25 protein-coding genes and 2 pseudogenes are annotated in these 21,300 nt (G+C 68.2%); 15 read left to right on the top strand and 12 right to left on the bottom strand.

What is annotated here, in order from left to right; translation table 11 throughout:
* Positions 1 to 65: 65 nt before the first annotated feature.
* Complete coding sequence (locus tag OP79_RS44855) at positions 66 to 680, bottom strand: TetR/AcrR family transcriptional regulator (RefSeq protein WP_063742132.1); 615 nt, start codon at positions 678 to 680, stop codon at positions 66 to 68.
* 255 nt (positions 681 to 935) lie between these two features.
* Here OP79_RS44855 and OP79_RS44850 point away from each other — a divergent pair, with 255 nt between their 5' ends.
* Entirely contained in the window at positions 936 to 1,538 is a 603-nt protein-coding gene (locus tag OP79_RS44850; RefSeq protein WP_051745605.1) for a hypothetical protein, read from the top strand.
* 38 nt (positions 1,539 to 1,576) lie between these two features.
* Here the strand turns inward: OP79_RS44850 and OP79_RS44845 are convergent, their stop codons facing one another.
* From OP79_RS44845 to OP79_RS44835, 3 genes are all read right to left on the bottom strand, one after another.
* Positions 1,577 to 2,359, bottom strand: a complete 783-nt coding sequence (locus OP79_RS44845) for a transposase (protein WP_157857488.1) — start codon at positions 2,357 to 2,359, stop codon at positions 1,577 to 1,579.
* A gap of 331 nt (positions 2,360 to 2,690) precedes the next feature.
* A complete protein-coding gene (locus OP79_RS44840) occupies positions 2,691 to 3,359 on the bottom strand; it encodes a response regulator (RefSeq protein WP_033328924.1) in 669 nt (222 codons plus the stop codon).
* The gene (locus OP79_RS44835; RefSeq protein WP_033328954.1) at positions 3,356 to 4,525 is read right to left on the bottom strand and encodes a sensor histidine kinase; all 1,170 of its coding nucleotides are present in this window, start codon (positions 4,523 to 4,525) and stop codon (positions 3,356 to 3,358) included. Before OP79_RS44835 ends, OP79_RS44840 begins: the two co-directional genes overlap by 4 nt.
* Positions 4,526 to 4,910: 385 nt before the next feature.
* Here OP79_RS44835 and OP79_RS44830 point away from each other — a divergent pair, with 385 nt between their 5' ends.
* The 3 genes from OP79_RS44830 to OP79_RS44825 all read left to right on the top strand — a co-directional run bounded on the left by OP79_RS44830 (position 4,911) and on the right by OP79_RS44825 (position 6,312).
* The gene (locus tag OP79_RS44830) at positions 4,911 to 5,093 is read left to right on the top strand and encodes a hypothetical protein (RefSeq protein WP_033328923.1); all 183 of its coding nucleotides are present in this window, start codon (positions 4,911 to 4,913) and stop codon (positions 5,091 to 5,093) included.
* Positions 5,094 to 5,552: 459 nt separating this feature from the next.
* Positions 5,553 to 5,723, top strand: a complete 171-nt coding sequence (locus OP79_RS55700; protein WP_157857487.1) for a hypothetical protein — start codon at positions 5,553 to 5,555, stop codon at positions 5,721 to 5,723.
* Positions 5,724 to 5,907: 184 nt separating this feature from the next.
* Positions 5,908 to 6,312 (top strand): hypothetical protein, encoded by a 405-nt coding sequence (locus OP79_RS44825; protein ID WP_157857486.1) that lies wholly within the window; start codon positions 5,908 to 5,910, stop codon positions 6,310 to 6,312.
* Between the two features lie 38 nt (positions 6,313 to 6,350).
* Here the strand turns inward: OP79_RS44825 and OP79_RS44820 are convergent, their stop codons facing one another.
* Positions 6,351 to 6,593, bottom strand: coding sequence for a hypothetical protein (locus OP79_RS44820; protein WP_033328922.1), 243 nt, complete (start codon positions 6,591 to 6,593; stop codon positions 6,351 to 6,353).
* A 15-nt stretch (positions 6,594 to 6,608) separates the two neighbouring features.
* Entirely contained in the window at positions 6,609 to 7,091 is a 483-nt protein-coding gene (locus OP79_RS44815) for a carboxymuconolactone decarboxylase family protein (protein WP_245685675.1), read from the bottom strand.
* Positions 7,092 to 7,158: 67 nt separating this feature from the next.
* Between OP79_RS44815 and OP79_RS44810 the strand changes: the two genes are divergently transcribed.
* Positions 7,159 to 8,043, top strand: a complete 885-nt coding sequence (locus OP79_RS44810; protein ID WP_033328921.1) for a sigma-70 family RNA polymerase sigma factor — start codon at positions 7,159 to 7,161, stop codon at positions 8,041 to 8,043.
* 147 nt (positions 8,044 to 8,190) lie between these two features.
* On the opposite strand, the gene OP79_RS44805 is transcribed toward OP79_RS44810, so the two are convergent.
* A complete protein-coding gene (locus tag OP79_RS44805; RefSeq protein WP_245685674.1) occupies positions 8,191 to 8,742 on the bottom strand; it encodes an N-acetyltransferase in 552 nt (183 codons plus the stop codon).
* A gap of 517 nt (positions 8,743 to 9,259) precedes the next feature.
* On the opposite strand from OP79_RS44805, the pseudogene OP79_RS57620 reads away from it, so the two are divergent.
* The 6 genes and pseudogenes from OP79_RS57620 to OP79_RS44775 form a co-directional block, all read left to right on the top strand.
* Positions 9,260 to 9,556: pseudogene (locus OP79_RS57620) on the top strand (urease subunit gamma); the annotation flags it as partial.
* Entirely contained in the window at positions 9,536 to 10,117 is a 582-nt protein-coding gene (locus tag OP79_RS53015; RefSeq protein ID WP_245685677.1) for an urease subunit beta, read from the top strand. The pseudogene OP79_RS57620 and the gene OP79_RS53015, both read left to right, overlap by 21 nt.
* Positions 10,114 to 12,162 (top strand): urease subunit alpha, encoded by a 2,049-nt coding sequence (gene ureC, locus OP79_RS44790; RefSeq protein ID WP_078492432.1) that lies wholly within the window; start codon positions 10,114 to 10,116, stop codon positions 12,160 to 12,162. The genes OP79_RS53015 and ureC overlap by 4 nt, the downstream gene beginning before the upstream one ends.
* Before the next feature lie 117 nt (positions 12,163 to 12,279).
* Complete coding sequence (locus tag OP79_RS44785) at positions 12,280 to 12,954, top strand: urease accessory protein UreF (RefSeq protein ID WP_033328918.1); 675 nt, start codon at positions 12,280 to 12,282, stop codon at positions 12,952 to 12,954.
* Positions 12,955 to 12,983: 29 nt separating this feature from the next.
* Positions 12,984 to 13,679 (top strand): urease accessory protein UreG, encoded by a 696-nt coding sequence (gene ureG, locus OP79_RS44780; protein ID WP_033328917.1) that lies wholly within the window; start codon positions 12,984 to 12,986, stop codon positions 13,677 to 13,679.
* Complete coding sequence (locus OP79_RS44775) at positions 13,676 to 14,524, top strand: urease accessory protein UreD (RefSeq protein ID WP_078492431.1); 849 nt, start codon at positions 13,676 to 13,678, stop codon at positions 14,522 to 14,524. Before ureG ends, OP79_RS44775 begins: the two co-directional genes overlap by 4 nt.
* A 349-nt stretch (positions 14,525 to 14,873) precedes the next feature.
* Here the strand turns inward: OP79_RS44775 and OP79_RS44770 are convergent, their stop codons facing one another.
* The gene (locus tag OP79_RS44770) at positions 14,874 to 15,773 is read right to left on the bottom strand and encodes a hypothetical protein (protein ID WP_033328916.1); all 900 of its coding nucleotides are present in this window, start codon (positions 15,771 to 15,773) and stop codon (positions 14,874 to 14,876) included.
* Positions 15,774 to 15,853: 80 nt separating this feature from the next.
* On the opposite strand from OP79_RS44770, the pseudogene OP79_RS57610 reads away from it, so the two are divergent.
* Both OP79_RS57610 and OP79_RS44760 read left to right on the top strand, forming a co-directional pair.
* Positions 15,854 to 15,940, top strand: a pseudogene (locus OP79_RS57610) (transcriptional regulator); the annotation flags it as partial.
* Between the two features lie 309 nt (positions 15,941 to 16,249).
* Positions 16,250 to 17,476: a serine hydrolase domain-containing protein gene (locus tag OP79_RS44760; protein ID WP_245685673.1), complete on the top strand. Its 1,227-nt coding sequence runs from the start codon at positions 16,250 to 16,252 to the stop codon at positions 17,474 to 17,476.
* 107 nt (positions 17,477 to 17,583) lie between these two features.
* On the opposite strand, the gene OP79_RS44755 is transcribed toward OP79_RS44760, so the two are convergent.
* Positions 17,584 to 18,051 (bottom strand): hypothetical protein, encoded by a 468-nt coding sequence (locus tag OP79_RS44755; protein WP_033328914.1) that lies wholly within the window; start codon positions 18,049 to 18,051, stop codon positions 17,584 to 17,586.
* A 62-nt stretch (positions 18,052 to 18,113) separates the two neighbouring features.
* On the opposite strand from OP79_RS44755, the gene OP79_RS55695 reads away from it, so the two are divergent.
* A complete protein-coding gene (locus tag OP79_RS55695; protein ID WP_157857485.1) occupies positions 18,114 to 18,602 on the top strand; it encodes a hypothetical protein in 489 nt (162 codons plus the stop codon).
* Between the two features lie 121 nt (positions 18,603 to 18,723).
* Positions 18,724 to 19,896 carry a serine hydrolase domain-containing protein gene (locus OP79_RS44745; protein ID WP_033328947.1) on the top strand — a complete coding sequence of 391 codons (1,173 nt, stop codon included), beginning with the start codon at positions 18,724 to 18,726 and terminating at the stop codon, positions 19,894 to 19,896.
* A 39-nt stretch (positions 19,897 to 19,935) separates the two neighbouring features.
* Here the strand turns inward: OP79_RS44745 and OP79_RS53005 are convergent, their stop codons facing one another.
* From OP79_RS53005 to OP79_RS44740, 3 genes are read right to left on the bottom strand one after another with little or no spacing between them, the layout of a single operon-like run.
* On the bottom strand, positions 19,936 to 20,151 hold the full coding sequence (locus OP79_RS53005; protein ID WP_078492430.1) for a DUF397 domain-containing protein: 216 nt from the start codon (positions 20,149 to 20,151) through the stop codon (positions 19,936 to 19,938).
* A gap of 41 nt (positions 20,152 to 20,192) precedes the next feature.
* Positions 20,193 to 20,393, bottom strand: coding sequence for a DUF397 domain-containing protein (locus tag OP79_RS53000; protein ID WP_078492429.1), 201 nt, complete (start codon positions 20,391 to 20,393; stop codon positions 20,193 to 20,195).
* Positions 20,393 to 21,238 carry a helix-turn-helix domain-containing protein gene (locus OP79_RS44740; RefSeq protein ID WP_033328912.1) on the bottom strand — a complete coding sequence of 282 codons (846 nt, stop codon included), beginning with the start codon at positions 21,236 to 21,238 and terminating at the stop codon, positions 20,393 to 20,395. Before OP79_RS44740 ends, OP79_RS53000 begins: the two co-directional genes overlap by 1 nt.
* Between the last annotated feature and the right edge of the window lie 62 nt (positions 21,239 to 21,300).

Genomic DNA, 21,300 nt, shown 5'->3' with positions numbered 1-21,300 from the left:
CGGCAGGCGACGGCGCCGGAGACGATTCCGGTGCGGGTGAACAGGGGCTTCCGGTAATACGGTCATCAGCTCTCCCTGAGGGGAAGGGCGCCGTTGACGGCGCCGGTGACGAGGCGTTCGGCGTAGCTGCGGTCGATCGGTTGGCCGGTGATGAGGAGCCGGTAGTAGAGGGCACCGGCGAGCTGGTCGAACAGCACGCCGGGGTCGGTGGCGGGGTGGAAGGTGCCGCGTTGCCGGGCGCGGTCGATCAGCCCCAGGACGACCTGGTTGCGGCGGGCGAAGACGGCCCGTACCAGTGCGCCTATGTCGGGATGCCGGGCGGCCGCGGCCACCAGCTCGGCGACCACGCCGGCCGAAGGGTCGTCCGCCTCGTCCTGCCGTCCGGCGCGCCGCATGCGGTTGAGTCCCAGAGCGATCTCCTCCACGTAGTCGATGAGATCTGCGCAGACGTCCCCGGTGTCCGGGACGGCCACGTCGTCCTGCATCCGGGCGATCACCGCGACAGCCAGGTGATCCTTGGTGGGCCAACGCCGGTACAACGTCGTCTTGGCCACTCCGGCCTGCTCGGCGACCTTGTCCACGACGAAGCCGGCATAGCCGTACTCCATGAGCTGTTCCAGCGCCGCCCGCAGAATCCGCTCATCCGCCTCCGCGTCCCGAGGTCGTCCCCGTTGTGCCACGTCTCTGCACCCCATCATTTTTCCGCTACGGCTGTTTCGTAAATCGACCGTACGGCGTCCCCGGGATTTACGCAACGGCCGTAGCGAAATACCTGTCTCGGATCAGTGGGACGTCGGAACGACCTTGTGGGCACGCCCCCTGGTCGAGGCCGCAAGCGAGTGGGTGCGAAGAGCGGGCTGGGGATTTTCAAGGCTTCGACCGCAATTTCGTGATCAGCGGTGTCGACGGCTGTGCCGTGGCATCTTGGCCGAGTGATGCATGGAGAAGAAGAGGAGTGGCTGGCGACTCAGCGTCCGTCGCGCGTGCGCGAGGTCCAGGCCGGTCGCCTGGCCTGGACCGAGATTGACCTGATCGACATCGAGGGCGGGTTCGCGCATCCGTTGCGTGACGGGCTGGAAGTCTTCGGCGTCCATGTGAACTATCTGCGGGTCGGCCAGCCTCGCCACCTGGTGGCGGCGCTGGACGGCACCAGACCGATCGCACCCTATGTGATCTTGTCCTGCCACGGCGACGAGGGACGCATCCTGATGGAAGATGTCGCCGAGGAACTGACCAGATTCCAGCCGTTCAACGGTGCCATCGGGCCAGACCGAGTACGCGAACATTTCCAGCTGCCAGGCAGCGTCACTCTCGTCACCGGCTGCGACACGGGGGAGCCTGCGCTCGCCGACGCCTTCCTCGATGCCGGCGCCAGCATCTATATCGCCCCTCGGGGCGCCCCGTTCGGCTATGCGAGCGTGTTCGCCCCGTTGTTCTTCTTCTACGAGCTCACTGAACAGCGCACCCCCATGGAGGCCGTCGAACGCCTGCGCGCGCACGACGACGAACTTGCCATGTGGCAGCTCTATCGACGCTGACCCGAAAGCCTGCGGCCCGGCGGAACGCTTCGGGAAGCTCATGGCCGGGTGAGGACGCGGGTCCGCAGGAGTTCGAACGAGGCCCTGCGATACATGGCTCTCTTGAGTGTTTTCACCCGGTTCACGTGTCCTTCGACCACCCCAGAGCTCCACGGGAGGGTAAGTCCGGCGGTGACGGCGTCGAGGTCCTGACGGAGGAAGCCGGCGAAGCCCTGCATCGGCTTCGGCGCATCCTGCTCGGCTTGGCGGATCCACTCCAGCAGCAGGTTTCCGCGCCGATGACGTACCAGGTCGGCGAACGCGCGGGCCAAGTCGCAAGCGCGGGTGAGGTCCGGGCAGGCAAGCCGGACTTGAAGCAGGCGCTGATCCTGGCTTTCGGTGAGCGTCTCCCGGGGCCGCATGATCCACGAGGTGATCTTGCGAGGGCTGGGGATGTCGGCCCGGACCGGTTCGGCGGTGCCCGCGCGGAGGGCGGCGAGGTGTTTGCGGACGACCTGGCGGCTGCCGCGATAGCCGCGAGCCTGGATCTCCAGGAACAGCCGGGTGCCGCTGACCTGGCCTTGTGCTTCGGTGAAGCGAGCGTTGAGGTACGCCTTGAACGGCTCCAGCACACCGTTGGGGCGGCGGTCGCGGGCGGAGGCCAGCAGGTGGTCGAGGTCAGTGTCGCGGAAGCGGCGCACTGTTTTGCGGTCGAGGTTCAGACGGCGGGCAATGGCGCTGATCGTCCAGCGCTTCTCCAGCAGGCTGTGGATGTCTTCGTAGCGGTGGCGGGCGCGTTCGATGATCTGGGTGCGGGGCAGTTCCGCGGGCGGTAACAGCACCGGGGCCACCTCCGGCACCACTGAACTACCTGTTCAAGCCATACGGCATCAGCGCCCGTCTCAACACCGAACAACGCACCCTGGCCGACCAGATGACCGCCTACTGGAGCTCCTTCATCCACGGCTCAGCCCCGAGCGCCTCCGGCCAGCCCGCCATGCCGGACCAGACCTCGACGCCTGGTGAAGTGCTTCAGCTACGGACCGCCTCACAGAGTGGCAATACCGCAACGTCGGATACCGAGGCCGCACACAAATGCGACCTGTGGGACGCCGCCACCACTCCCTGACCCGCACCCGTTCCTCGCACCCACGCGTGGGGAACGCCCCCCGCCTACCCTCTCGGTGTCACCAGCCCCGTCTCGTACGCGATCACGACCGCCTGCGCTCGGCTGTTCAGGTCCAGTTTGGTCATGGTGCGGTTGAGGTGAGTCTTGACCGTCGCCTCGCTGATGGAGAGCCGGTCGGCGATCTGCGGGTTGGACAGGCCGCACGCGATGAGCTTGAGGACGTCGACCTCGCGGGAGGTCAAGGTGCCGAGGACCGACGGGCGTTGGGCATCGGGCGCGGACCTGGCCTGTTGGGTGAATGCCTCAACCAGTCGCCGGGTCACGCTGGGGGCGAAGAGCGCGTCGCCGCCGCTGACCGCGGTCACCGCTGCCAGCAGCCGTTCGGGTCCTGAGTCCTTGAGCAGGAACCCGGAGGCTCCGGCCTTCAATGCCCCGTAGACGTACTCGTCGAGGTCGAAGGTGGTCAGGACGAGCACCCGGGGAGCCTGGTCGGCCGCGTCGGCGAGGATGCGCTTGGTGGCTTCGATGCCATTCATGCCGGGCATGCGGATGTCCATCAGGATCACGTCGGGCCGCGTCTTGGCGGCCAGCCGCACCGCCTCCTCGCCGTCCCCCGCCTCGCCGACGGCCTCGAAGCCGGGCGCCGCGTTGAGCAGGCCGACAAGCCCGGCGCGGATGAGGAACTGATCGTCGACGACGAGGACTCTGGTCATCTCGTACGTTCGTCCTTCCACCGTGCGGCAGTCGCCGATGTCGGCAGGGTCAGGCGGACCGCGAAACCCCCCTCGGCGCGTGGGCCGACGCTGATCGTCCCGCCGTAGAGCTTGGCCCGCTCCCGCATACCAATCAAGCCATGTCCGCCTCCCGCCGGGACTCTGGCCGGATTCACCTCCTCTCCCTCATTGGTGACGCTGACGGTCAGTTCGTGCTGGGTGTAGTTCAGCCGCACCTGCGCACCGGCGTTGCGGGTGTGTTTGAGGACGTTGGTCAAGGCCTCCTGGACGACGCGGTACGCGCACAACTCGACGCCGGGCGGAAGCGGGCGCACGGTGCCCTGGATGCTCAACCCGACAGGGACACCGCCGGCCCGGACTCGCTGCACCAGGTCGTCGAGGCGGGCCAGGGTGGGCATGGGAGCGGGCGACCCGGCGGCGCCGCCCAGATCGTGTTCCCGCAGCACCTGGAGCATGCGCCGCAGCTCCTCCAGGGCCTCCGCGCTGGTGTCCTCGATGGTGCCCAGCGCGCCCCGGGCCGTCGCGGCATCGGAGTCGAGGACGAACCGGGCCAGGCCCGCCTGCACGGAGATCACCGACATGTGGTGGGCGACGACGTCGTGCAGCTCCCGCGCTATGCGCCCGCGTTCGGCGGCGACCTCACGGCGGGCCCGCTCGGCCTGCTCGGCCCGAAGCTGCTGGGCGAGTTCGCGGGAGCGGCGGGCCAGAATGCCGAACCACACCAGCACCGAGCAGAACAGCAGCGCCTGGCCCACGAGCCATCCCATGAACCTGCTGTCGCTGATCACACCGCCATACACCCACTTGGCGGCCATCAGGGCCGCGCAGCCGACGGCGATCCGTGCCGAGTGCACCGACGCCACCGTGTAGAGAGCGAGCATCGAGCCGAACGCAGACACCACCGGCCAGTAGCCAAGGCTGATGTAGGCGACACCGGCCACCTGCACGACCGCGAAGACCACCAGCGGTGCCCTACGCCGCAGAGCGACAGGCAGATGCGCCACGACGACCAGCACGTAGGCGTCCGCGTCGAGTTCCGGCCAGCCCTGCGTCACCGACTCCTGCCCCAGCCGGACCGCCATGCAGACCATGGCCAGCGCGATCAGCGTGTCGACAACCAGCGGGCGGGGCGTATGCATGCGCATCGCGGCAGCGTAACGCCAGGTCATGCGGGGCGGCGTCAACCTTTCGCGGTATCCCGGAAGTTGCAGGAACCACTACCGCGGAAGTCGCACGAACCGCGCGGCTACCGCGCGCGGTGGGGCCAGAGTTCCACCCGGCGCGGGACGCGACAACTGCGCCGCCGCCCCTACCGTCATGGCGTAGCGGCACCGCCCGACCAGCGGCGCCACACAACTCGCGGGCTGAACTGTCTCTGCGGCGATGCGCCGGAGGGTGCCTGCCAATGACAGGCCGCCTTAGGTCAGGAACGGTGCAACTTACGTGTGCGGAGTGCCGAAGAACCGGACACCTCGCCCGTGCAAATTCCAGCATCCTCGGGCGTCCTGATGCGTACACCTGGCTGCCGTTGTGGCTGGTTTTTCTGCACTGGCTGTCGCACCGGCATCCGCGGAGACTCTCATCAAGGTCACCCAGGGCGACGACTACGCCTATCTGGACGCGGAGACCATCGACGCGGTCTACGTATGTGACGTCGAAGCGGACGGCCATGGCGTCTACGTCAAGGTCTGGAAGAGGAGCGGGTATTCCTGAGAGCGTGAGCGGGCCTGACTGGTGCTCCGACAGGAGGTACCGGTAAGACCGGCAGAGGTTATGGACGGCCCCGCTGTGTCGGCCACTGGGGTGCGGACGCGCCAGGGGGCAGCAGGATGCCGGCTCTGACGAACCGGGTGGGGCACCCCGGGCCGGGACGGTCCAGGCGATGCCGGTGCTTGCGTGCGCGAGTAACCGGTTTCCCAGCGGGCGAGATCCCGCTCCCACTGCATCACACGGGCCCGGAATTCCCAGACTTGCCGTTCCAGAGCCGGGAGGGGAGCTGCATGGCCAGGGTTCGCTGCCGCGGTCGCCATCGCCTGTGCACCCTGCGTGATCGCCGCCTGGGGGACTGGTCGGACGCGGCCCGCCGATGACAGGGCCCAATAGATCACGAAACGATAACGGCGCAATTGCGGAGTGCCGAAGAACCGGACACCTCGTCCCCTGGCTGCCGTTGTGGCTGGTTTTTCTGCACTGGCTGTCGCACCGGCATCCGCGGAGACTCTCATCAAGGTCACCCAGGGCGACGACTACGCCTATCTGTACCAGAACAGCTGGTACGACAACGTCTATGCATGTGACGTCGAAGCGGACGGCCACGGCGTCTACGTCAAGGTCTGGAAGTGAGAGCGTGAGCGGGCCTGACTGGTGCTCCGACAGGAGGTACCGGTAAGACCGGCAGAGGTTATGGACGGCCCCGCTGTGTCGGCCACTGGGGTGCGGTCGTGTCAGGGGGCTGCCCATAGGGCACTGGCTCTCAGCCGGTGAAGGGGGTGGCGGTGTACCGGATGTCTCCAGCGGCGTCGATGACGTGGCATCAGCCTCTGTGGCCGACACCACGGCAGCGGAGCCGACCCCCGACTCCACCCTGCCCGTCCTGGTCGACCCGGTGCCGCTGACCGCGACAGAGGAATGCGCCGCCCAGAGGCACCAACTGCGCATCAGCAGGGCGTTCTCGGGGACGGACACGGCCGCGTACGAGGAGATGCGGGACAAGCTGACGAGCCTGAACTACCCGGCGGCGCGGATCCACCGCATGCCGGACTTCTCGGGCGAGCCCGTGGCAAGGCTCGACCTGCGCGTGGGGGCCGAGCACTTGGCTCTGGAGGTTACCGACATCAACAACGGCGTGATGGTTGAGGCGTTCGGCGCTCCGGAGGGCGGGAGTGTGACCGAGGTGCGGCTGGAGCCGCAGCTGGACGAGCCCACATCCTGAGGCCCCTGCCGACGCCCCGCCGGGGCCATGCCACCGGGTCACTCCGAGAGCGTCGGCTCCGGCGGGGTGGTACCCACTGTCGGCGTTTCCTCTTCCCTGCTTGGTGAGCGCGTCGAGGTCCGGGGGCGGGTCGCGTAGTGCGCGCGGAGGATCTTCAGGTCCGCGTCGGCAGCCATGGCCGGCGCGGAGGTGATTCTGCCTGCGGCGCCGCGCAGCAGCCAGGGCGGGGACTCGGGTTCGGCGCCGCGATTCTGGCCCTTCCACTGCGGGGTGGCGGCCACGGCCGTGTACGAAGGTCAGTTCCAGGAGGCGCCGGCCGGCTCCTCGATCGTCGTGTTGATGCGGTTGAAGAAGTTGGTGAGGCCGATCATCAGGATGATCGCGGAGAGCTGCTCGTCGTTGAAGTGGTCCGCCGCCTCGTCCCAGATCGCGTCGGTGACGGCCTTGCCGGAGCGGTCGGCGATCCGGGTGGCAGCCTCGGTCAGGGCCAGGGCGGCGCGCTCTTCGTCGGTGAAGAACGGGGCCTCGCGCCAGGCGGCCACCGCGTGCAGCCGCTCGTCGGTCTCGCCGTGCTTCTTGGCGCCCGCTACGCCCGAGAACACGCAGGCGCTGCAGCCGTTGATCTGGCTGGCCCGCAGGTGGACCAGCTCCAGGATCTGCGGCGCGACGCCGCCCTTGTACATGGCCTTGTAGATGTTCTGGATGCCCTTCATGGCGTCCGGCAGAACCATCGCGGGGTTCTTCATGCGGGCGGTGGTCGTGATGTTGGCGTTCGACATGATGTTTCCCCTTCATCGGTTAGCGTCCGTCACTGGACCGACGGGCCCCGACGCGAGGATGTGACAGGTGAGCGAAGAAATTCTTCTGGCCGAGCGCTTCGAGGCGGAGCGTCCCCAACTGCGCTCGGTGGCCTACCGGATGCTCGGGTCGCTCGCCGAGGCCGAGGACGCCGTCCAAGAGGCGTGGCTGAAGCTCAGCCGCACTGACGTGAGCGACGTGAAGAACCTCGGGGCCTGGCTCACCACAGTCGTCGGCCGGGTCTGCCTGGACATGCTGCGCTCCCGTACCTCGCGCCGTGAGGACCCGCTCCCCGAGCAGGAGGGCAAGGTCCGGCTGCCGGACCCGGTCGTCAGCGGCCTCGCCACGAGCAACCCCGAGCAGGAGATCCTGGTCGCGGACTCGGTCGGCATCGCGCTCATGGTCGTGCTGGAGACCCTGTCCCCGGCCGAGCGGCTGGCCTTCGTTCTGCACGACATGTTCGACGTGCCCTTCGACGAGATCGCACCCGTCCTCGGCCGAAACTCCGCCTCCACCCGGCAGCTCGCCAGCCGTGCCCGCCGCCGCGTTCAGGGCGCAGCCCCGGCCGCCGATGCGGACATCACTCGCAAGCGCGAGGTGGTGGACGCGTTCCTGACCGCCTCCCGTGGCGGTGACTTCGAGGCGCTGCTGGCCGTCCTCGACCCCGAGGTGGTGGCGCGTTCCGACGGCGGCACGCTCGTCCCGAGCGTTCTGCGGCGCGGCGCGGCCGACGTGGCGTCCCAGGCGATCACCTTCGCCCGCTTCGCGGCGGACGCCAGCCTGGTGCTGGTCAACGGCACGCCCGGGGTGGTGTCGTTCGCCGAAGGCCGTCCGCTGTCGGTCATGTCGTTCACCATCCGGGACGGCCGGATCACCGCACTGGACATCCTCACCGACCCGTCGCGCCTGGCCACCCTCGGCCTGATCGCCTGACCGCTGCAGGCCCCGCCGCAGTGGCCGATCGGCCACCGCGGCGTCAGGCGGGACCATGCCGTGTCGGTGGACAGTCGCTGTTGCCACGGGACTGAACTGGTCACCGCGTCCTCCTACCTTCGGCTGCTGAACAGGAATCGGTGAGGGTCACGCCCGGTGCAGCGGGTCGCGCATCATTGCGGCGAACACGGGGGAGTCGGGGAACGGCTGCTGCTCACCGATCTTCTCGTATCCCCAACGCTCGTACACGGCTTGGACCTTGCCGTCTCCTGCCTTCGGGTTGACCAGCAGTGTGACCCGGTCTTCGCCTCTGCCCGCCAGGAGTTCCTCGTGGATGTGGTGGGCGAGGCCGGTGCCGCGCCACGGGCGCCGGACGACGATCTCGTTCAGCGCGAGCGTGCGCTTGCCCGTCTCGAGCGTGTAGCCGTCGGGCAGCGGGGTGGTCATGGCTGTCCACCAGCGGGTGTTGGGGCTGAGGGGGGTGGCGTAGGTGAAGCCTGCGGGCTCGGTCCCGTCGTAGGCGATGACCGCCTCCCAACCGGGTGCCGAACGGTGGCTGATCAGGCGCTCGTTGAAGCGTTCGGCGGTGTAGAAGGGTCCGGTGAGGCCCAAGTCGCGCTGACGGACCTCGACATGGATGTCCACGATCGTCTGGCGCACCGGGTTCATGTCGGTGTAGTGCCGCAGCTCAAGGCTCACAGGGGCTCCTTTTCCAAACATCCCGCTCGTCGGCCGGGAAGTGACCGCACCATTCACCGACTCTGCTCAGAGGCCCGGCACCGCAATCCGGCCCGTCATCAGAACGTCGTGATTCGCGAAGAGCGCGTCGAGTTCGAAGCGCCGGCGAATGTGCGCCGTCCACCTCGCATCCCACAATTCCTTGTACGTGTTGACCATTCGGGCGCGGCTTGCCCGAGGTGCTCTGGCTCGGTGAGGCCTGTGCACATCGGTCGGCACTGGCAGCTGATGGGCTCGTTCAACTCGCCTACGGTCAGCTGGATTTCGGCCCGGGGATTCTCTGGCCCGGGCGGGGTGAGCTCTGCGTATCCCGCCTCGCGGATTCATCAGGTGGTGTGGTTTATCTACCGTTTGGTCGCTTTGGCTGATCTTGCCCGCTGATGATCGAGGAGCGCCCGGTTGCATCCTGGGGGAACGTGTTCGTGTTCTCCGGCGTGCCTGGCCGCATGCACTGTCCGACCAAGAGAAATGGCTCATCGTGCATTTGACTCCGCATGAGCGGGAGCGCCTGTTGATCCATGTCGCGGCCGACGTTGCACAAAGGCGCCGCGACCGCGGGCTGCGCCTCAACTATCCGGAAGTGATGGCCCTGCTGACGGTGCACGTCTTTGAGGCGGCGCGCGACGGCAAGACTGTCAGCGACATCATGGACTCGGGTCGGCAGTTGTTCACCCGTGATGAGGTGATGGACGGCGTCCCGGAGATGATCAAGAACGTCCAGGTGGAGGCCACCTTCCCGGACGGCACCAAGCTGGTGACCATCCACGACCCCATCCCGGAGGGCGCAGAGGAGAGCGAGGTCTACCCGGGCAAGGTCGAGCACCCCCAGCCGCCCCGCAAACCAGGCTCCCCGGTCGACTGCGATGACAGCGGCACCTCGCCTGTGTGCTGCGACGAGGACGACGACACAGTCTCCCGGTACGACGCGATCTCCTTCAATGTGCACCTCGACGGGGACACGCAGGGCGTCAGTCTGCAGAGGGGCGCCACCACCTTGCCGGGGCCGGGCAAGACGAAGATCAAGGTGAAGAACGAGTCGGACCGTCCCATTCAGGTCGCCTCCCACTATCACTTCGCCGAGGTCAACCCGGGGCTCAAGGTCGTCAGCATCGAGGTCCCTGCCGGTCAGACAGTCCCGGATGACCGCAGTCTGTGGAACTGCGATGCGGTGAAGGGCCGACGGCTCAACGTCGCCGCCGGCACGGCCGTGCGCTTCGAACCCGGCGACGAGTGCTGTGTGGAGCTGGTGCAGATCCAGGGTGATGTCACGGCCGGCGGCAGCAACACCAGCGACCTGACCAAGATCCAGGGACTGCGTGAAGGGATCGTGCGATGAGCAACCCGCAGGGACAGACCCGCGGCCAGGCGCCGGAGCCGGTGAAGGGCCGGCCGAAGCCGAGCAATGTGCTGACGCGGGCGGATTACACCGCGCTGTACGGGCCGACCACGCGGGACCGGGTCCGGCTCGCCGACACCGACCTCACGCTGGAGATCGAGGCCGACTGGAGCGGCGGCCCTTCGTACAGCGGCAATGAGATGGTCTTCGGCGGCGGCAAGGTGATCCGCGAGTCGATGGGAATGTCACACCTCGCCAGGGACGGGAGGAACAGCGAAGGCGATGACACGGACCACAGGCCCGTGGACACCGTCATCACGGGCGCGCTGATCCTCGACTGGTGGGGCGTGGTCAAGGCCGACATCGGCATCCGCGACGGCAGGATCGCGGCCATCGGCAAGGCGTACAACCCCGAGACGATGGACAAGATCACGCGCTTCGAGATGCCGGATCGTGGGCCCACGAAGGAAGCCCCGCCGGTGACGCCGACAAACTTCGTCATCGGGCCGAGCACCGAGGTCGTCTCCGGCAACGGGCGGATCCTCACCGCGGGGGGTGTGGACACCCATGTCCACTTCATCTGCCCCGAGGAGATCCACGAGGCTCTGGCCTCGGGTGTGACCACCCTGATCGGCGGCGGCACGGGACCGGCCGAGGGAAGCACGGCCACCACCGTGACCCCGGGCGCATGGCACATCAGGCGTGTCTTCGAGGCGCTGGATGAGTTCCCGGTCAACATCGGCCTGCTCGGCAAGGGCAGCACGATGAACGAGCACGAGCTCAACGCGCAGGTGGACGCCGGTGTCTGCGGCTTCAAGATCCACGAGGACTGGGGCGCCACGCCCGCGGTGATCGACCGGGCGCTGGACATCTGCGAAGAGCGCGGTGTCCAGCTCGCTCTGCACGCCGACTCACTGAACGAGTCGGGGTTCCTGGAGAGTACGCGGGCAGCCTTCACCGGCGACGGCAGGGACGCCGGGGGCAAGTTCACCAAGAAGAAGGCACGCTCCATCCATGTCTTCCACGTCGAGGGCGCCGGCGGCGGTCACGCGCCGGACATGATCGAGCTGGTCAAGGAGGCGAACGTGCTGCCGGCCTCGACCAACCCGACACGTCCCCTGACGGTCAACACCGTCAAGGAGCACGTCGACATGATGATCGTGTGCCATCACCTCAACCCGGAGATTCCGGCGGACATGGCCTTCGCCGACTCCCGGATCCGGCCGTCCACCATGGCCGCGGAGGACCTCCTGCACGACATGGGCGCCATCTCCATGATGTCCTCCGACGCCCAGGCGATGGGCCGCATCGGCGAGATGATCATGCGTACCTGGCAGACCGCGCACGTCATGAAGTGCCGCTACGGACCGCTGAAGGAAGACCTCGGAGCAGCAAACGTCCGCACGATCACCGACGACACCGACGACACGCACCACTCCTTCAACGACCAGCAGCTACAGCCGAACGACAACTTCCGTGCGCGCCGGTACGTCGCCAAGTACACGATCAACCCGGCGATCACGCACGGCATCGACGGCCATGTCGGCTCCGTGCAGATGGGGAAGCTCGCCGACCTGGTGCTGTGGGAGCCGAAGTTCTTCGGCGTCAAACCGCACATGCTCCTCAAGGGCGGGCAGCTCGCATACGCGCAGGTCGGCGACGCCAACGCGTCGATCACGACGCCGCAGCCCTACCTGCCGCGCCCGGTCTGGGGCTCCACCGGCCGCTCCCCGGGACGCAACTCGGTGAACTTCGTGGCTCCGGGCGTGGCCGGCAAACTCAACGGAGACGGCACCAGCAGTCATCCGGGTCTCGGTCTCGACAAGGACTTCGTGGACATCACCAGCACCCGGCACATCACGAAGGCCGACATGAAACTGAACGACGGCACTGCGCTGACGAGCCTGGAAGTCGACCACAACAGCTTCGAGGTCACCATCGGCGGTGCGACCACATCCGACGCCCGCACCGAACTCAATGGTGCGACCGTGCCGCGCTCCTACGTCACCGAAGTACCCCTGGCACAGCGGTACTTCCTCTTCTGAAACCGCCACCTGCCCGGCCGTCGGAGCAACAGCACTGCGGCCGGGCCCCGGGCGGGTACGCGATGCCCGCCCGCGCTCGGCACACCTTCCGACCCTGCGAAAGGCAGCCGCTCACCCATGAGCCGTGCAGCCCTGCTCCTGCTGGCCGACGGCCGCTTTCCCGCCGGAGGGCACGCCCACTCCGGCGGCGTCGAAGCCGCAATCGCCCACCAAGCCGTACACGACACCGACAGCCTGGAGGAATTCTGCCGCGGCCGTCTGCACACCACCGGCCTGACCATGGCCGGCCTGGCCGCCGCGGCCGCCGCCGGAGTCGACCCGCTGCTGCTGGACGACGCCGCCGACGCACGCACCCCCGCCCCCGCGCTGCGCGCCGTCGCCCGCCGGCTCGGCCGGCAGATGATGCGCGCAGCCCGTGCCACCTTCCCGTCCGAAGACCTGGAACGGCTGGCCGCCGAACGTCCCCAAGGCGCCCACCAGCCGCTCGTGCTGGGCCTCGCCGCCCGGGCCGCCGGGCTCACCCCACTGGACGCCGCCCATGCCGCCGCGTACGAGAACGCCGGCGGCCCGGCAACCGCGGCAGTGCGCCTGCTCAGCCTCGACCCGCTCGACGCCTCGGGGCTGCTGGCCCGCCTCAGCTCCGAGACCGACGCCGTCGCCACAGCTGCCGCCCAGGCCGCGGACCGCGTCGCGGCCGAGGGCATCGACGCCCTGCCGTCGGCGTCCTCGCCGCTACTGGACATCACCGGTGAACAGCACGCCGCCTGGAGCGTCCGGCTCTTCGCCTCCTGAAACCTTCCCCCGCCCACCTGGAGTTCTCCGTGCACCTCGACCATCCCGTGACCATGCCGCAGCGCCACACCCACAGCGCCGAGCCGCTCAGCGCCGACGGCACCCGCCGAGCCCTCCGTGTCGGCCTGGGCGGACCCGTCGGCTCCGGCAAGACCGCCAGCGTCGCCGCGCTCTGCCGAACCCTGCGCGAGAGCTGGTCCATCGCCGTCGTCACCAACGACATCTACACCCGCGAGGACGCCGAGTACCTGCTGCGCGAGGCCGTGCTGCCACCCGAGCGGATCACCGCGGTGGAGACCGGCGCGTGCCCGCACACCGCGATCCGCGACGACATCTCCGCCAACCTCGAAGCCGTCGAACACCTGGAGGAGACCCTCCACCCCCTCGACCTCGTGCTCGTCGAGTCAGGTGGCGACAACCTCACCGCCACCTTCTCCAAGGGCCTCGTCGACGTACAGGTCTTCGTCATCGACGTCTCCAGCGGCGACGACATCCCCCGCAAGGGCGGCCCCGGCATCACCACCGCCGACCTCCTCCTCGTCAACAAGACCGACCTCGCCCCGCATGTGGGCGCCGACCTCGCCACCATGGCCGACGACGCCAAACGGCAACGCGGCGACCTTCCCGTCATCTTCACCAGCCTCACCTCCGACGACGGCATCCGCGAGGTCGCCGACTGGGTCACCACCCACCTCACCGAGTGGCACGCGAAGGCGGCCGTATGAGCCCCGCCGTACAACTCGTCAATGACCGGGCAGCGTTGGCCGGAGCCCTCTCCGGCGCCGAGGAGCCCGCCGGGCACCCGCACGGTGTGCGGGCAACAGCCCGCATCCACGCCGCGTACAACGGACGCGTCACCACGCTTCCGCAGCTACGCAGTGACGGCCCGTTCCACCTTCGGCGCATGCGCACCGACGGGAGTTCCGCCAAGGTGGGCATCATCGGTGCGATGAGCGCCCCCCTCGGGGGCGACCGGCTCACCATCGACGTCACCGCCGGGGACCGGGCCGTACTGGAGGTCACGACGGCCGCCGCCACACTCGCCCTGCGCGGCCCCACCACCGCCCCGGCCACCTACGACGTACGGCTCACCGCCGGCGAACACGCCAGCCTGCGCTGGCTGCCCCAGCCGCTGATCAGCGCCGCCGGCAGCAACCTCCGGCAGACGTACACCGTCGAACTCGCCGCCACCGCCCGGCTGTTGCTACGGGAGGAGCAGCTCCTGGGCCGGACCGACGAGGATCCGGGCCACCTGGTCAGCCGGCTCCTGGTCCGCCGTGCCGGAAGACCGCTGCTCGACCAGCAGACGGCATACGGGGCCCCAGAGCCCGGCTGGGACGGCCCGGCCGTCCTGCACGGACACCGCGCCGTCGGCCAACTCCTGCTCGTCGACCCGGAGATGGGCACTCGCCGCGACCCCGTCCTCCTCCGCGAGGGCTCCCAGGACGGGGCCGCCGTCCTCACACCGCTGGCAGGCGGCCCGGCACTGCTCGCCACCGCCGTCGCACCGACCTCCTCGGCCCTGCGGGAACTGCTCGACGAAGCCCTCGCACACGCCCTCCGAGAGTAGCGCGGACGGCCCGCCGCCCCTCGGTGGATCGACGACTCCGACAGCGTCGCGACGTACCTGCGGGTGTGGAACGCGCTCCGCGAGTCCGCCGTCGTCGGTACCGACGCCCAGCGGATCATCCACGCGGCGCGGCAGGCCCTGTGATCTCGTTGCCCCTGCCGCCCCACCGCCACAAACCAGGCATCAGCGAGTCTTGACCCGGGCGTACTGATCGCGCTCGGGATCGGTCCCGCAATTCGTCTGCCCCGCGCTCGCCACTCACCGGCATACCCATCACGGGCGAACGCGCTGAAGTGGCTCAGTGACTGCCGACAGGCCGGCACAGTGCAGGTCGGGCATGCGTGTCACTTCAGGTGAATTTCAGTACGGCGCCGTCCTCGTTGACGGCGACGGCATGGATGGTGAGCCGGTCGCCGCGCGAGCCGAATGTTCCGGTTCCGTCGGCGCCCAGCGTGAACTGCCCCACTCCACCCCTGGGGCCGTTGTTGAGCACCGTGGCCTTGGTCTCCGTCAGCGACACACGCAGGTTCCATCCGCCGACCACGACGTCCGTCCGCTTCGTCACCAGGATCTCGCAGGTCCCGTCCTTGCAGGCGGAGGCGTTCGTGCCGTCCGCGGCCTTGGGCAGGGGTTCGGGCGGGGCGCAGTTGGGCGCCGTGCGGTAGGCGGCCTGGAGGTTCGGCTCCTTGGCGACCACGGCCGGCAGGTCGGGTTCGGGCATCTTCAGGGACTGGATCAGCTTGCCGAGACGTTCGACCCGGTTGACCGAACCCCTCTCGGTTGTGAGGAACGTGTGGCGGTCGGTCAGCTCGGTGACCTTCGGTTGGGCCCGCTCGACCTCCTTGGCCAAGGTGTCGTGCAGCCGGTCCGCAGTGGTGATGCCCGACGGCCGTACGCTGTCGAGCCCCTGCGCGACCTCGTCAAAAGACGACGATGTGGCCATCAGGTAGCCAATGACGGCCAAGTCGGACGCGATGCCCGCGTCCCCGGACGGATCCGTGATCTCCTTGACCTCGGCGGCACTGTCCGTCTTCATCGTCTCGAAGAGCTCCGTGGCCTCACACATCTGATCGGCCCACTTCACCAGCGCGCGGTCCGGCCCAGCGGACTTCGACGCCGACTTCGAGGCACTCGCCACGGGCCTCCCCGAATCGCCCCCGTCGTCCGTCCCCGCCGAACAGCCGCCGACGGCCAGTGCAACTCCGGTCGTCAGTACGGCGACGCGCCTCATCCCTGTCTTCACCGGCATAGCTGTTCCCCTCGTCGGTCCCACCGCTTCAGCCGCAGCCGCCCACCATCATCCGGCCGGGACTCCGGGACCCCTCCCCGAAGGCGTTCGAGCAGCTGAGAAGCATGGCGGTATACGGGGCGGATGCGCGGACCTTGATCCTCAAGGCGATCGAGGCGTTGAGCTGACCAACCCCGCCGGACGAGGGCGGATGAGGCGGCCCGGCTCGGCGGACGTGATCGCGCTGCGGCTCGGCCATGCGGCCTTCGCACTCGTCGGCCGATTCCAACGCCAGGGCCAGTGACCGGAGTTCGATGAGAACGCTCACGCTGCTGTCGGCAACGGCTCAATCGCGGCAGGGGGTTAACCCCACCACTGATCCGGATGATCGCCCCATCGTGCCGACTCGCACTCTGCGGCCATCGTGGGACGACACAGGCAGGCGGGGCCTGAGGCTGGCTCTCACGGGTGATGCGGCGAACACCGCGACCCCTGACATGCCGACTCTCACGATCAAGGGGGCACATGTGATCAAGCACAAGCGTGCGCTGGGTGGCGTACTCACGCTGGCCGTGGCGGTCGGTGTCGCGGTGGCCGCGCCGACGGGTAACGACGTGCCGTGGCGGAACGCCGCCACCACGGTCACCGCAGCTGAGTCCTCTGCTGCCGACCACGCTCGGTTACGCGAACTCATGCACCGGCTGACCACGGTCGACGGCGGACCCGGAGCGCTCCTCGAAGTGGCGGACCGGCGCGGCAGCAGGGTGCTGACCAGCGGTGTCGCGGACGTGAAGAGCCAGGCGCCCGTGCGGCGTGACAGCAGGTTCCGGATCGGCAGTATGACCAAGACGTTCGTGGCGACGGTCATGCTCCAGCTGGTGGGAGAACATCGCGTCGTCCTCGACGCGCCAGTGGAGCGCTATCTGCCCGGCGTCGTCCGCGGACACGGCAACGACGGACGGAAGATCACGGTCCGTCAACTGCTCCAGCACACCAGCGGCCTGCCCGACATCCTCGACCACCTCCGCCCGCAGGAGGTCCTCAAGGACCCGCTGGCCCACCACGACACCCGTGACCTCGTGAACATCGCGCTCGCCCACCCCCCGACCTTCGAGCCGGGCACCGGCTGGCGCTACTCCAGCACCGGCTACCTGCTGGCCGGCATGATCATCGAGAAGGTGACCGGCCACACGTACGGCGAGGAGATCCACCGGCGCATCATCACGCCGCTCGGCCTGCGCGAGACGTACGTACCGGGCGACGCCTCGGCGATCCCCGGGCCGCACCCGCGCGGGTACGTCCGGCCGGGCGAGGACGCGCCGCTCAGGGACATCACGGCGATCAACCCCACGGTCGCGGGCGCGGCCGGCGAGGTGATCTCCAGCGGCAGCGACGTCAACCGGTTCCTGGACGCGCTCGTACGCGGCAGACTGCTGCGCCCGGCCCAGCTCCGGGAAATGACGAAGACCCGGCCGACCGGCAACCCGGACGGCCGGGCGTACGGCCTCGGCCTGGAGAGCAGGCCGCTGCCCTGCGGCGGCCTCTACTGGGGGCACACCGGCGACTTCCTCGGGTACGAAACGGCGGGCGGAGCCACGGTCGACGGCAGGCAGGCGACGGTCATGGTGAACCTCGGTCCGGCTGCTTCGGACGCACAGAGCGACGGCATGAAAGCCGCTGTCCAGACGGCACTTTGCGGGGGTCGCCGCTCGGCTGCTCAGTAGCCGCCGCCCACCGGCATGCAGCCGCACCCCAGCTTGAGGCTGGGAAACGGATTGCCTGTCCAGGTGAGAGACCTACCGTCGGCCACTTGGCACCACCCCCACCGCACCTACGGATCGGTGGAGGACATGAGCGGACTCCACCGTTCCTCGACGAGGTCGCCCAACGTCGGCTTCCGGCGGAGGGAGTCGGCCAGCCCGGGGTCGAACTCGCCGTCGATCTCCTGCCCCTCCCAGTTCTGCCATGCCAGCCGCAACGACGTCTGGGTGTAGCCGCACTCTGCGGAGCCTGAGTGCACCACCTTTACCGATACCAGGTCGGCGACCTCCCTTGTGCGAGTACAGATCCTGCTGATCAGACACACCTGCTGCCCGGTGAACTCCACCGTGTCGACCTCGAACAGCGCCATGAGGAACGCAACGGCGACGAAGGCGGCAGCAATGCCGCTCATCGCTACGGGTGACAGCGAGAGGAACGGAGAGAGGAACGGGAGGGCGAGAGGGCACAAGCAGCCGCACCCGGTGATGAGCTCTGAGGAATACCTGCGATGCCAGACAAGAGACTCGTCGCCAGCCACTCACGAAGCATGACGTCTGTCTGCCGGGACCCCTCCCGGACTCCGCCGCCTACTCTCCGCCCATGACCGCCCCACGCAGATGGATCCTCGCGATGGCCGCCGCGCTGATGACGGCGGGCTGCTCCAGTTCCCCGGACGCTGCGCCACCGGCATCGGTCCCGGCCTCGTCCAGCCCATCACCCAGCGCATCGACCGCACGCCCGAGCGCCACGCCAACCTCGCCCTTCTGCCTTGATCTGTCGCTCTTCCAGATGGGTGTCATTGCCTACAGCGCCGAAGTGGGTGCGGCGATTGAAGGGGAGCCGCTGGACTTCAAAGAGCTGCGGAGGAAGGCCGCCTTGATCGCCGACACCGGTGAGCCGATGCGGGCGAGCGCGCCGCCGGACATCGCCGAAGAGTTCCGTACGGTGCTCAAGGCGATCGATACCTCTGTGAGCAATTTGAAATCGGGCGCCAACGCGAATGATGTCCTGGATCCGGTGTACGGCGAGCGCAACCGTCCCGCCTTCGACGCCGTGGAGAACTACGACTGCGGTGGCGGGGACAGCTGACCCTCAGTCCGTGAGTTACGTGAGCATCTTCAGGCGCTGCGCGTCACCGCCTGATTGGTACCAACTGTGCGCCGAGCCCGCCCTCTCGGAGCCCGGCGGACAGAATGCCAGGATGATCGGCATGACGACGATCGACGGTGAGGTCGAGGCCGGGTTCGAGCCGGTGCGCGAGGCGTTCGCGGCGAACTTCGCCCGGCATGGGGACATCGGCGCGGCGGTGTGCGTTTACCGGGATGGCCGACCGGTGGTGGACCTCTGGGGTGGCATCGCCGACCCTGACACGGATCGTCCGTGGACGCGGGACACTCTGCAACTGGTCTACTCGGCGACCAAGGGGGTGACCGCGACCGCGGCGCACCTGCTGGCCGAGCGCGGCGCGCTGGACCTGGACGCCCCGGTGGCCGAGTACTGGCCGGAGTTCGCCGCGAACGGCAAGACAGAGATCCCGGTGCGCTGGCTGTTGTCCCACCAGGCCGGCCTGGTCGCCCTGGACCAACCGGTGCCGCTGGCCGAGGCGTTGGCATGGCAGCCGATGGTGGCGGCACTGGCCGCTCAGCGTCCCCTGTGGACTCCAGGCACCGCCCACGGGTATCACGGCCGGACCTGGGGCTGGCTGGTCGGCGAGGTGATCCGCCGAGTGTCCGGCCGTACGCCGGGCCGCTTCTTCGTCGACGAGATCGGCGGCCCCCTGGGACTGGACTTCTTCATCGGGTTGCCCGCGAGTGAACGCCACCGAGTCAGCCGCATGGCGTACCAGCAACCCGAGGTCGATTTCACCACCGTGCCCCCAGAGTCGATCCCCGAGGAACTTCGCGAAATGGTCGCCGCTTGGCGCGACCCGAACTCGTTCAGCAACAGGGCGTTCCAGGTCACCGACCCGGCCGAGATCGACTTCAACTCGCCTGAGGTACAAGCCGCGGAGCTCCCGTCCTCCAACGGCATCGGCACGGCACGCGGACTGGCTCGGATGTACGCCGCGCTGATCGGAGACGTGGACGGAGTACGCCTGCTCACCCCAGAGACCCTCGCATCGGCGACCAAGGAGCAGGCCAGTGGCATGGACCAGGTGATGGTGATGCCGAGCCGGTTCAGCTCCGGATACATGCTGCCCACCGAGACCAACCCCATGACCGGGCCGAACTCCTTCGGCCACACCGGCCGAGGCGGCTCACTCGCCTTCGCCGACCCGGAACACGGCATCGCCTTCGGCTACGCGATGAACCACATCATCGGTGGCCTTGACGATGTGCGTGCGATGTTGCTGGTTGACGCTGTGCGAAGGTCGCTGGCGTAACCGAGGTAGACGCAGGAGCACCGGCCCAACCCTTGGCGGTCAGAGCCTACGGCTGCTTGAGCTGCCACGAGCAGCCAAGAACCTCCCCCACGCCTCCGCCGATATCGCGACGTGAGGCCCCTCCGGCCGCTTGGAGTCCCGTACCAGCACACCGGCCGGTACGAAGGCGGCCTCCACGCACTCGGTTGCGTTGGCGCCGCTGTACGACGACTTGAACCAGGCGTGGACAGGAGGGAGTTGAGGGGCGGCGGGCATTCATAGCTCCTTGCGGATGCGGTGGATCAGGGGAGCTACCATCAGCCCTCCGGCTTCGCCGTCCTCAAAGCCTGTATGAAGGCCTGCCACGCGTCTGCACAGACGGCGACTACAGCTCCACTGGCGTTCTTGGAATCGCGTACGAGGGCACCGTCTACGCCGCGGGCGCACTCGACGCATTCGGTACCACTGCCGCCGCTGTACGAAGACTTGAACCAGCGGGGCTCGGACCGTACGGCCATCACGACTCCTGGCTTATGCGGTGGATCAGCGTCGCAGAGGACTCAAGGTCGAGTGCCTGTGCGCGGAGGTATTGGAACGCCAACCTATAACGCTCCAGTTCCTCGGGCTTCTCCATGAAGAGCCCACCGCCGAGGATGTCCACGTACACCACATCCAGCTCGGGAGTCTGGCCTCCCAGGACGACGAAGCTTCCAACTGCTGCTGCATGGGCCCCGGTTGAGAACGGCAGAACTTGTACGGTCACATGGGGGAGCTCCGACAGGGTCTGCAGGTGGCGCAGTTGCTCGCTCATGACCTCGTGCCCGCCGACTTTTCGCCGGATTGCCGCCTCGTCGATTACGCACCAGATGTGCGGTGGATCTTCCCGTTGAAGGAGCTCCTGTCGCTTCATGCGGATGTCGACCATGTGCTGCACCTCCCTCTCGGGGCACCGCATCTCCGAGGCGCGGTGAACGGCTTCGGCGTAGGCGCGGGTCTGGAGGAGACCAGGGATGTACATACAGGCGTAGTGGTCCTCCCGTACCACCTCGTCTTCGAGCGTGAGCATGAGATTCATTGACTCGGGGATGGGGTCGGCGAGAGAGCGCCACCAGCCTTGGATCTTGGCGCCCTTCGCTAGCTCGACTAGGGCAAGCCGTTCCTCGTCCGAGGCGCCGTACTCACGGCAAAGGGCGTCCACAGCAGGCCACTTGACCGAGCCTTCCTTGGTCTCGTAGCGGCTCAGCGTCGCCTTCGAGATGCCGACGCGCGCGCCTGCTTCCTCCAAGGTGAGGCCCTTGAGCTCACGGAGGCGGCGCAGGTCGGCGCCCAACTGGCGCCTACGGGTGGTGGGTCCGACTGCCATGTCCAAGGCCCTTCATGTCGATCTGTCAGATCGTGGGGGTTGCCCAACCGCGACGGCAAGGC

Origin of the sequence: Streptomyces yerevanensis (assembly GCF_000716805.1) — a bacterium.
Classification (GTDB): Bacteria; Actinomycetota; Actinomycetes; order Streptomycetales; family Streptomycetaceae; genus Streptomyces; species Streptomyces flaveus.
This window is presented reverse-complemented; position numbering and strand designations above follow the sequence as displayed.

Excerpts from the sequence above, each read along its gene's own strand:
- OP79_RS44850 (WP_051745605.1), top strand. The coding sequence starts at position 936 with ATGCATGGAGAAGAAGAGGAGTGGCTGGCGACTCAGCGTCCGTCGCGC.
- OP79_RS44840 (WP_033328924.1), bottom strand. The coding sequence starts at position 3,359 with ATGACCAGAGTCCTCGTCGTCGACGATCAGTTCCTCATCCGCGCCGGG.
- OP79_RS44835 (WP_033328954.1), bottom strand. The coding sequence starts at position 4,525 with ATGCGCATGCATACGCCCCGCCCGCTGGTTGTCGACACGCTGATCGCG.
- OP79_RS44815 (WP_245685675.1), bottom strand. The coding sequence starts at position 7,091 with ATGTCGAACGCCAACATCACGACCACCGCCCGCATGAAGAACCCCGCG.
- ureC (WP_078492432.1), top strand. The coding sequence starts at position 10,114 with ATGAGCAACCCGCAGGGACAGACCCGCGGCCAGGCGCCGGAGCCGGTG.
- OP79_RS44785 (WP_033328918.1), top strand. The coding sequence starts at position 12,280 with ATGAGCCGTGCAGCCCTGCTCCTGCTGGCCGACGGCCGCTTTCCCGCC.
- OP79_RS44775 (WP_078492431.1), top strand. The coding sequence starts at position 13,676 with ATGAGCCCCGCCGTACAACTCGTCAATGACCGGGCAGCGTTGGCCGGA.
- OP79_RS44770 (WP_033328916.1), bottom strand. The coding sequence starts at position 15,773 with ATGCCGGTGAAGACAGGGATGAGGCGCGTCGCCGTACTGACGACCGGA.
- OP79_RS44760 (WP_245685673.1), top strand. The coding sequence starts at position 16,250 with ATGCCGACTCTCACGATCAAGGGGGCACATGTGATCAAGCACAAGCGT.
- OP79_RS55695 (WP_157857485.1), top strand. The coding sequence starts at position 18,114 with ATGACCGCCCCACGCAGATGGATCCTCGCGATGGCCGCCGCGCTGATG.
- OP79_RS44745 (WP_033328947.1), top strand. The coding sequence starts at position 18,724 with ATGACGACGATCGACGGTGAGGTCGAGGCCGGGTTCGAGCCGGTGCGC.
- OP79_RS53005 (WP_078492430.1), bottom strand. The coding sequence starts at position 20,151 with ATGCCCGCCGCCCCTCAACTCCCTCCTGTCCACGCCTGGTTCAAGTCG.
- OP79_RS53000 (WP_078492429.1), bottom strand. The coding sequence starts at position 20,393 with ATGGCCGTACGGTCCGAGCCCCGCTGGTTCAAGTCTTCGTACAGCGGC.
- OP79_RS44740 (WP_033328912.1), bottom strand. The coding sequence starts at position 21,238 with ATGGCAGTCGGACCCACCACCCGTAGGCGCCAGTTGGGCGCCGACCTG.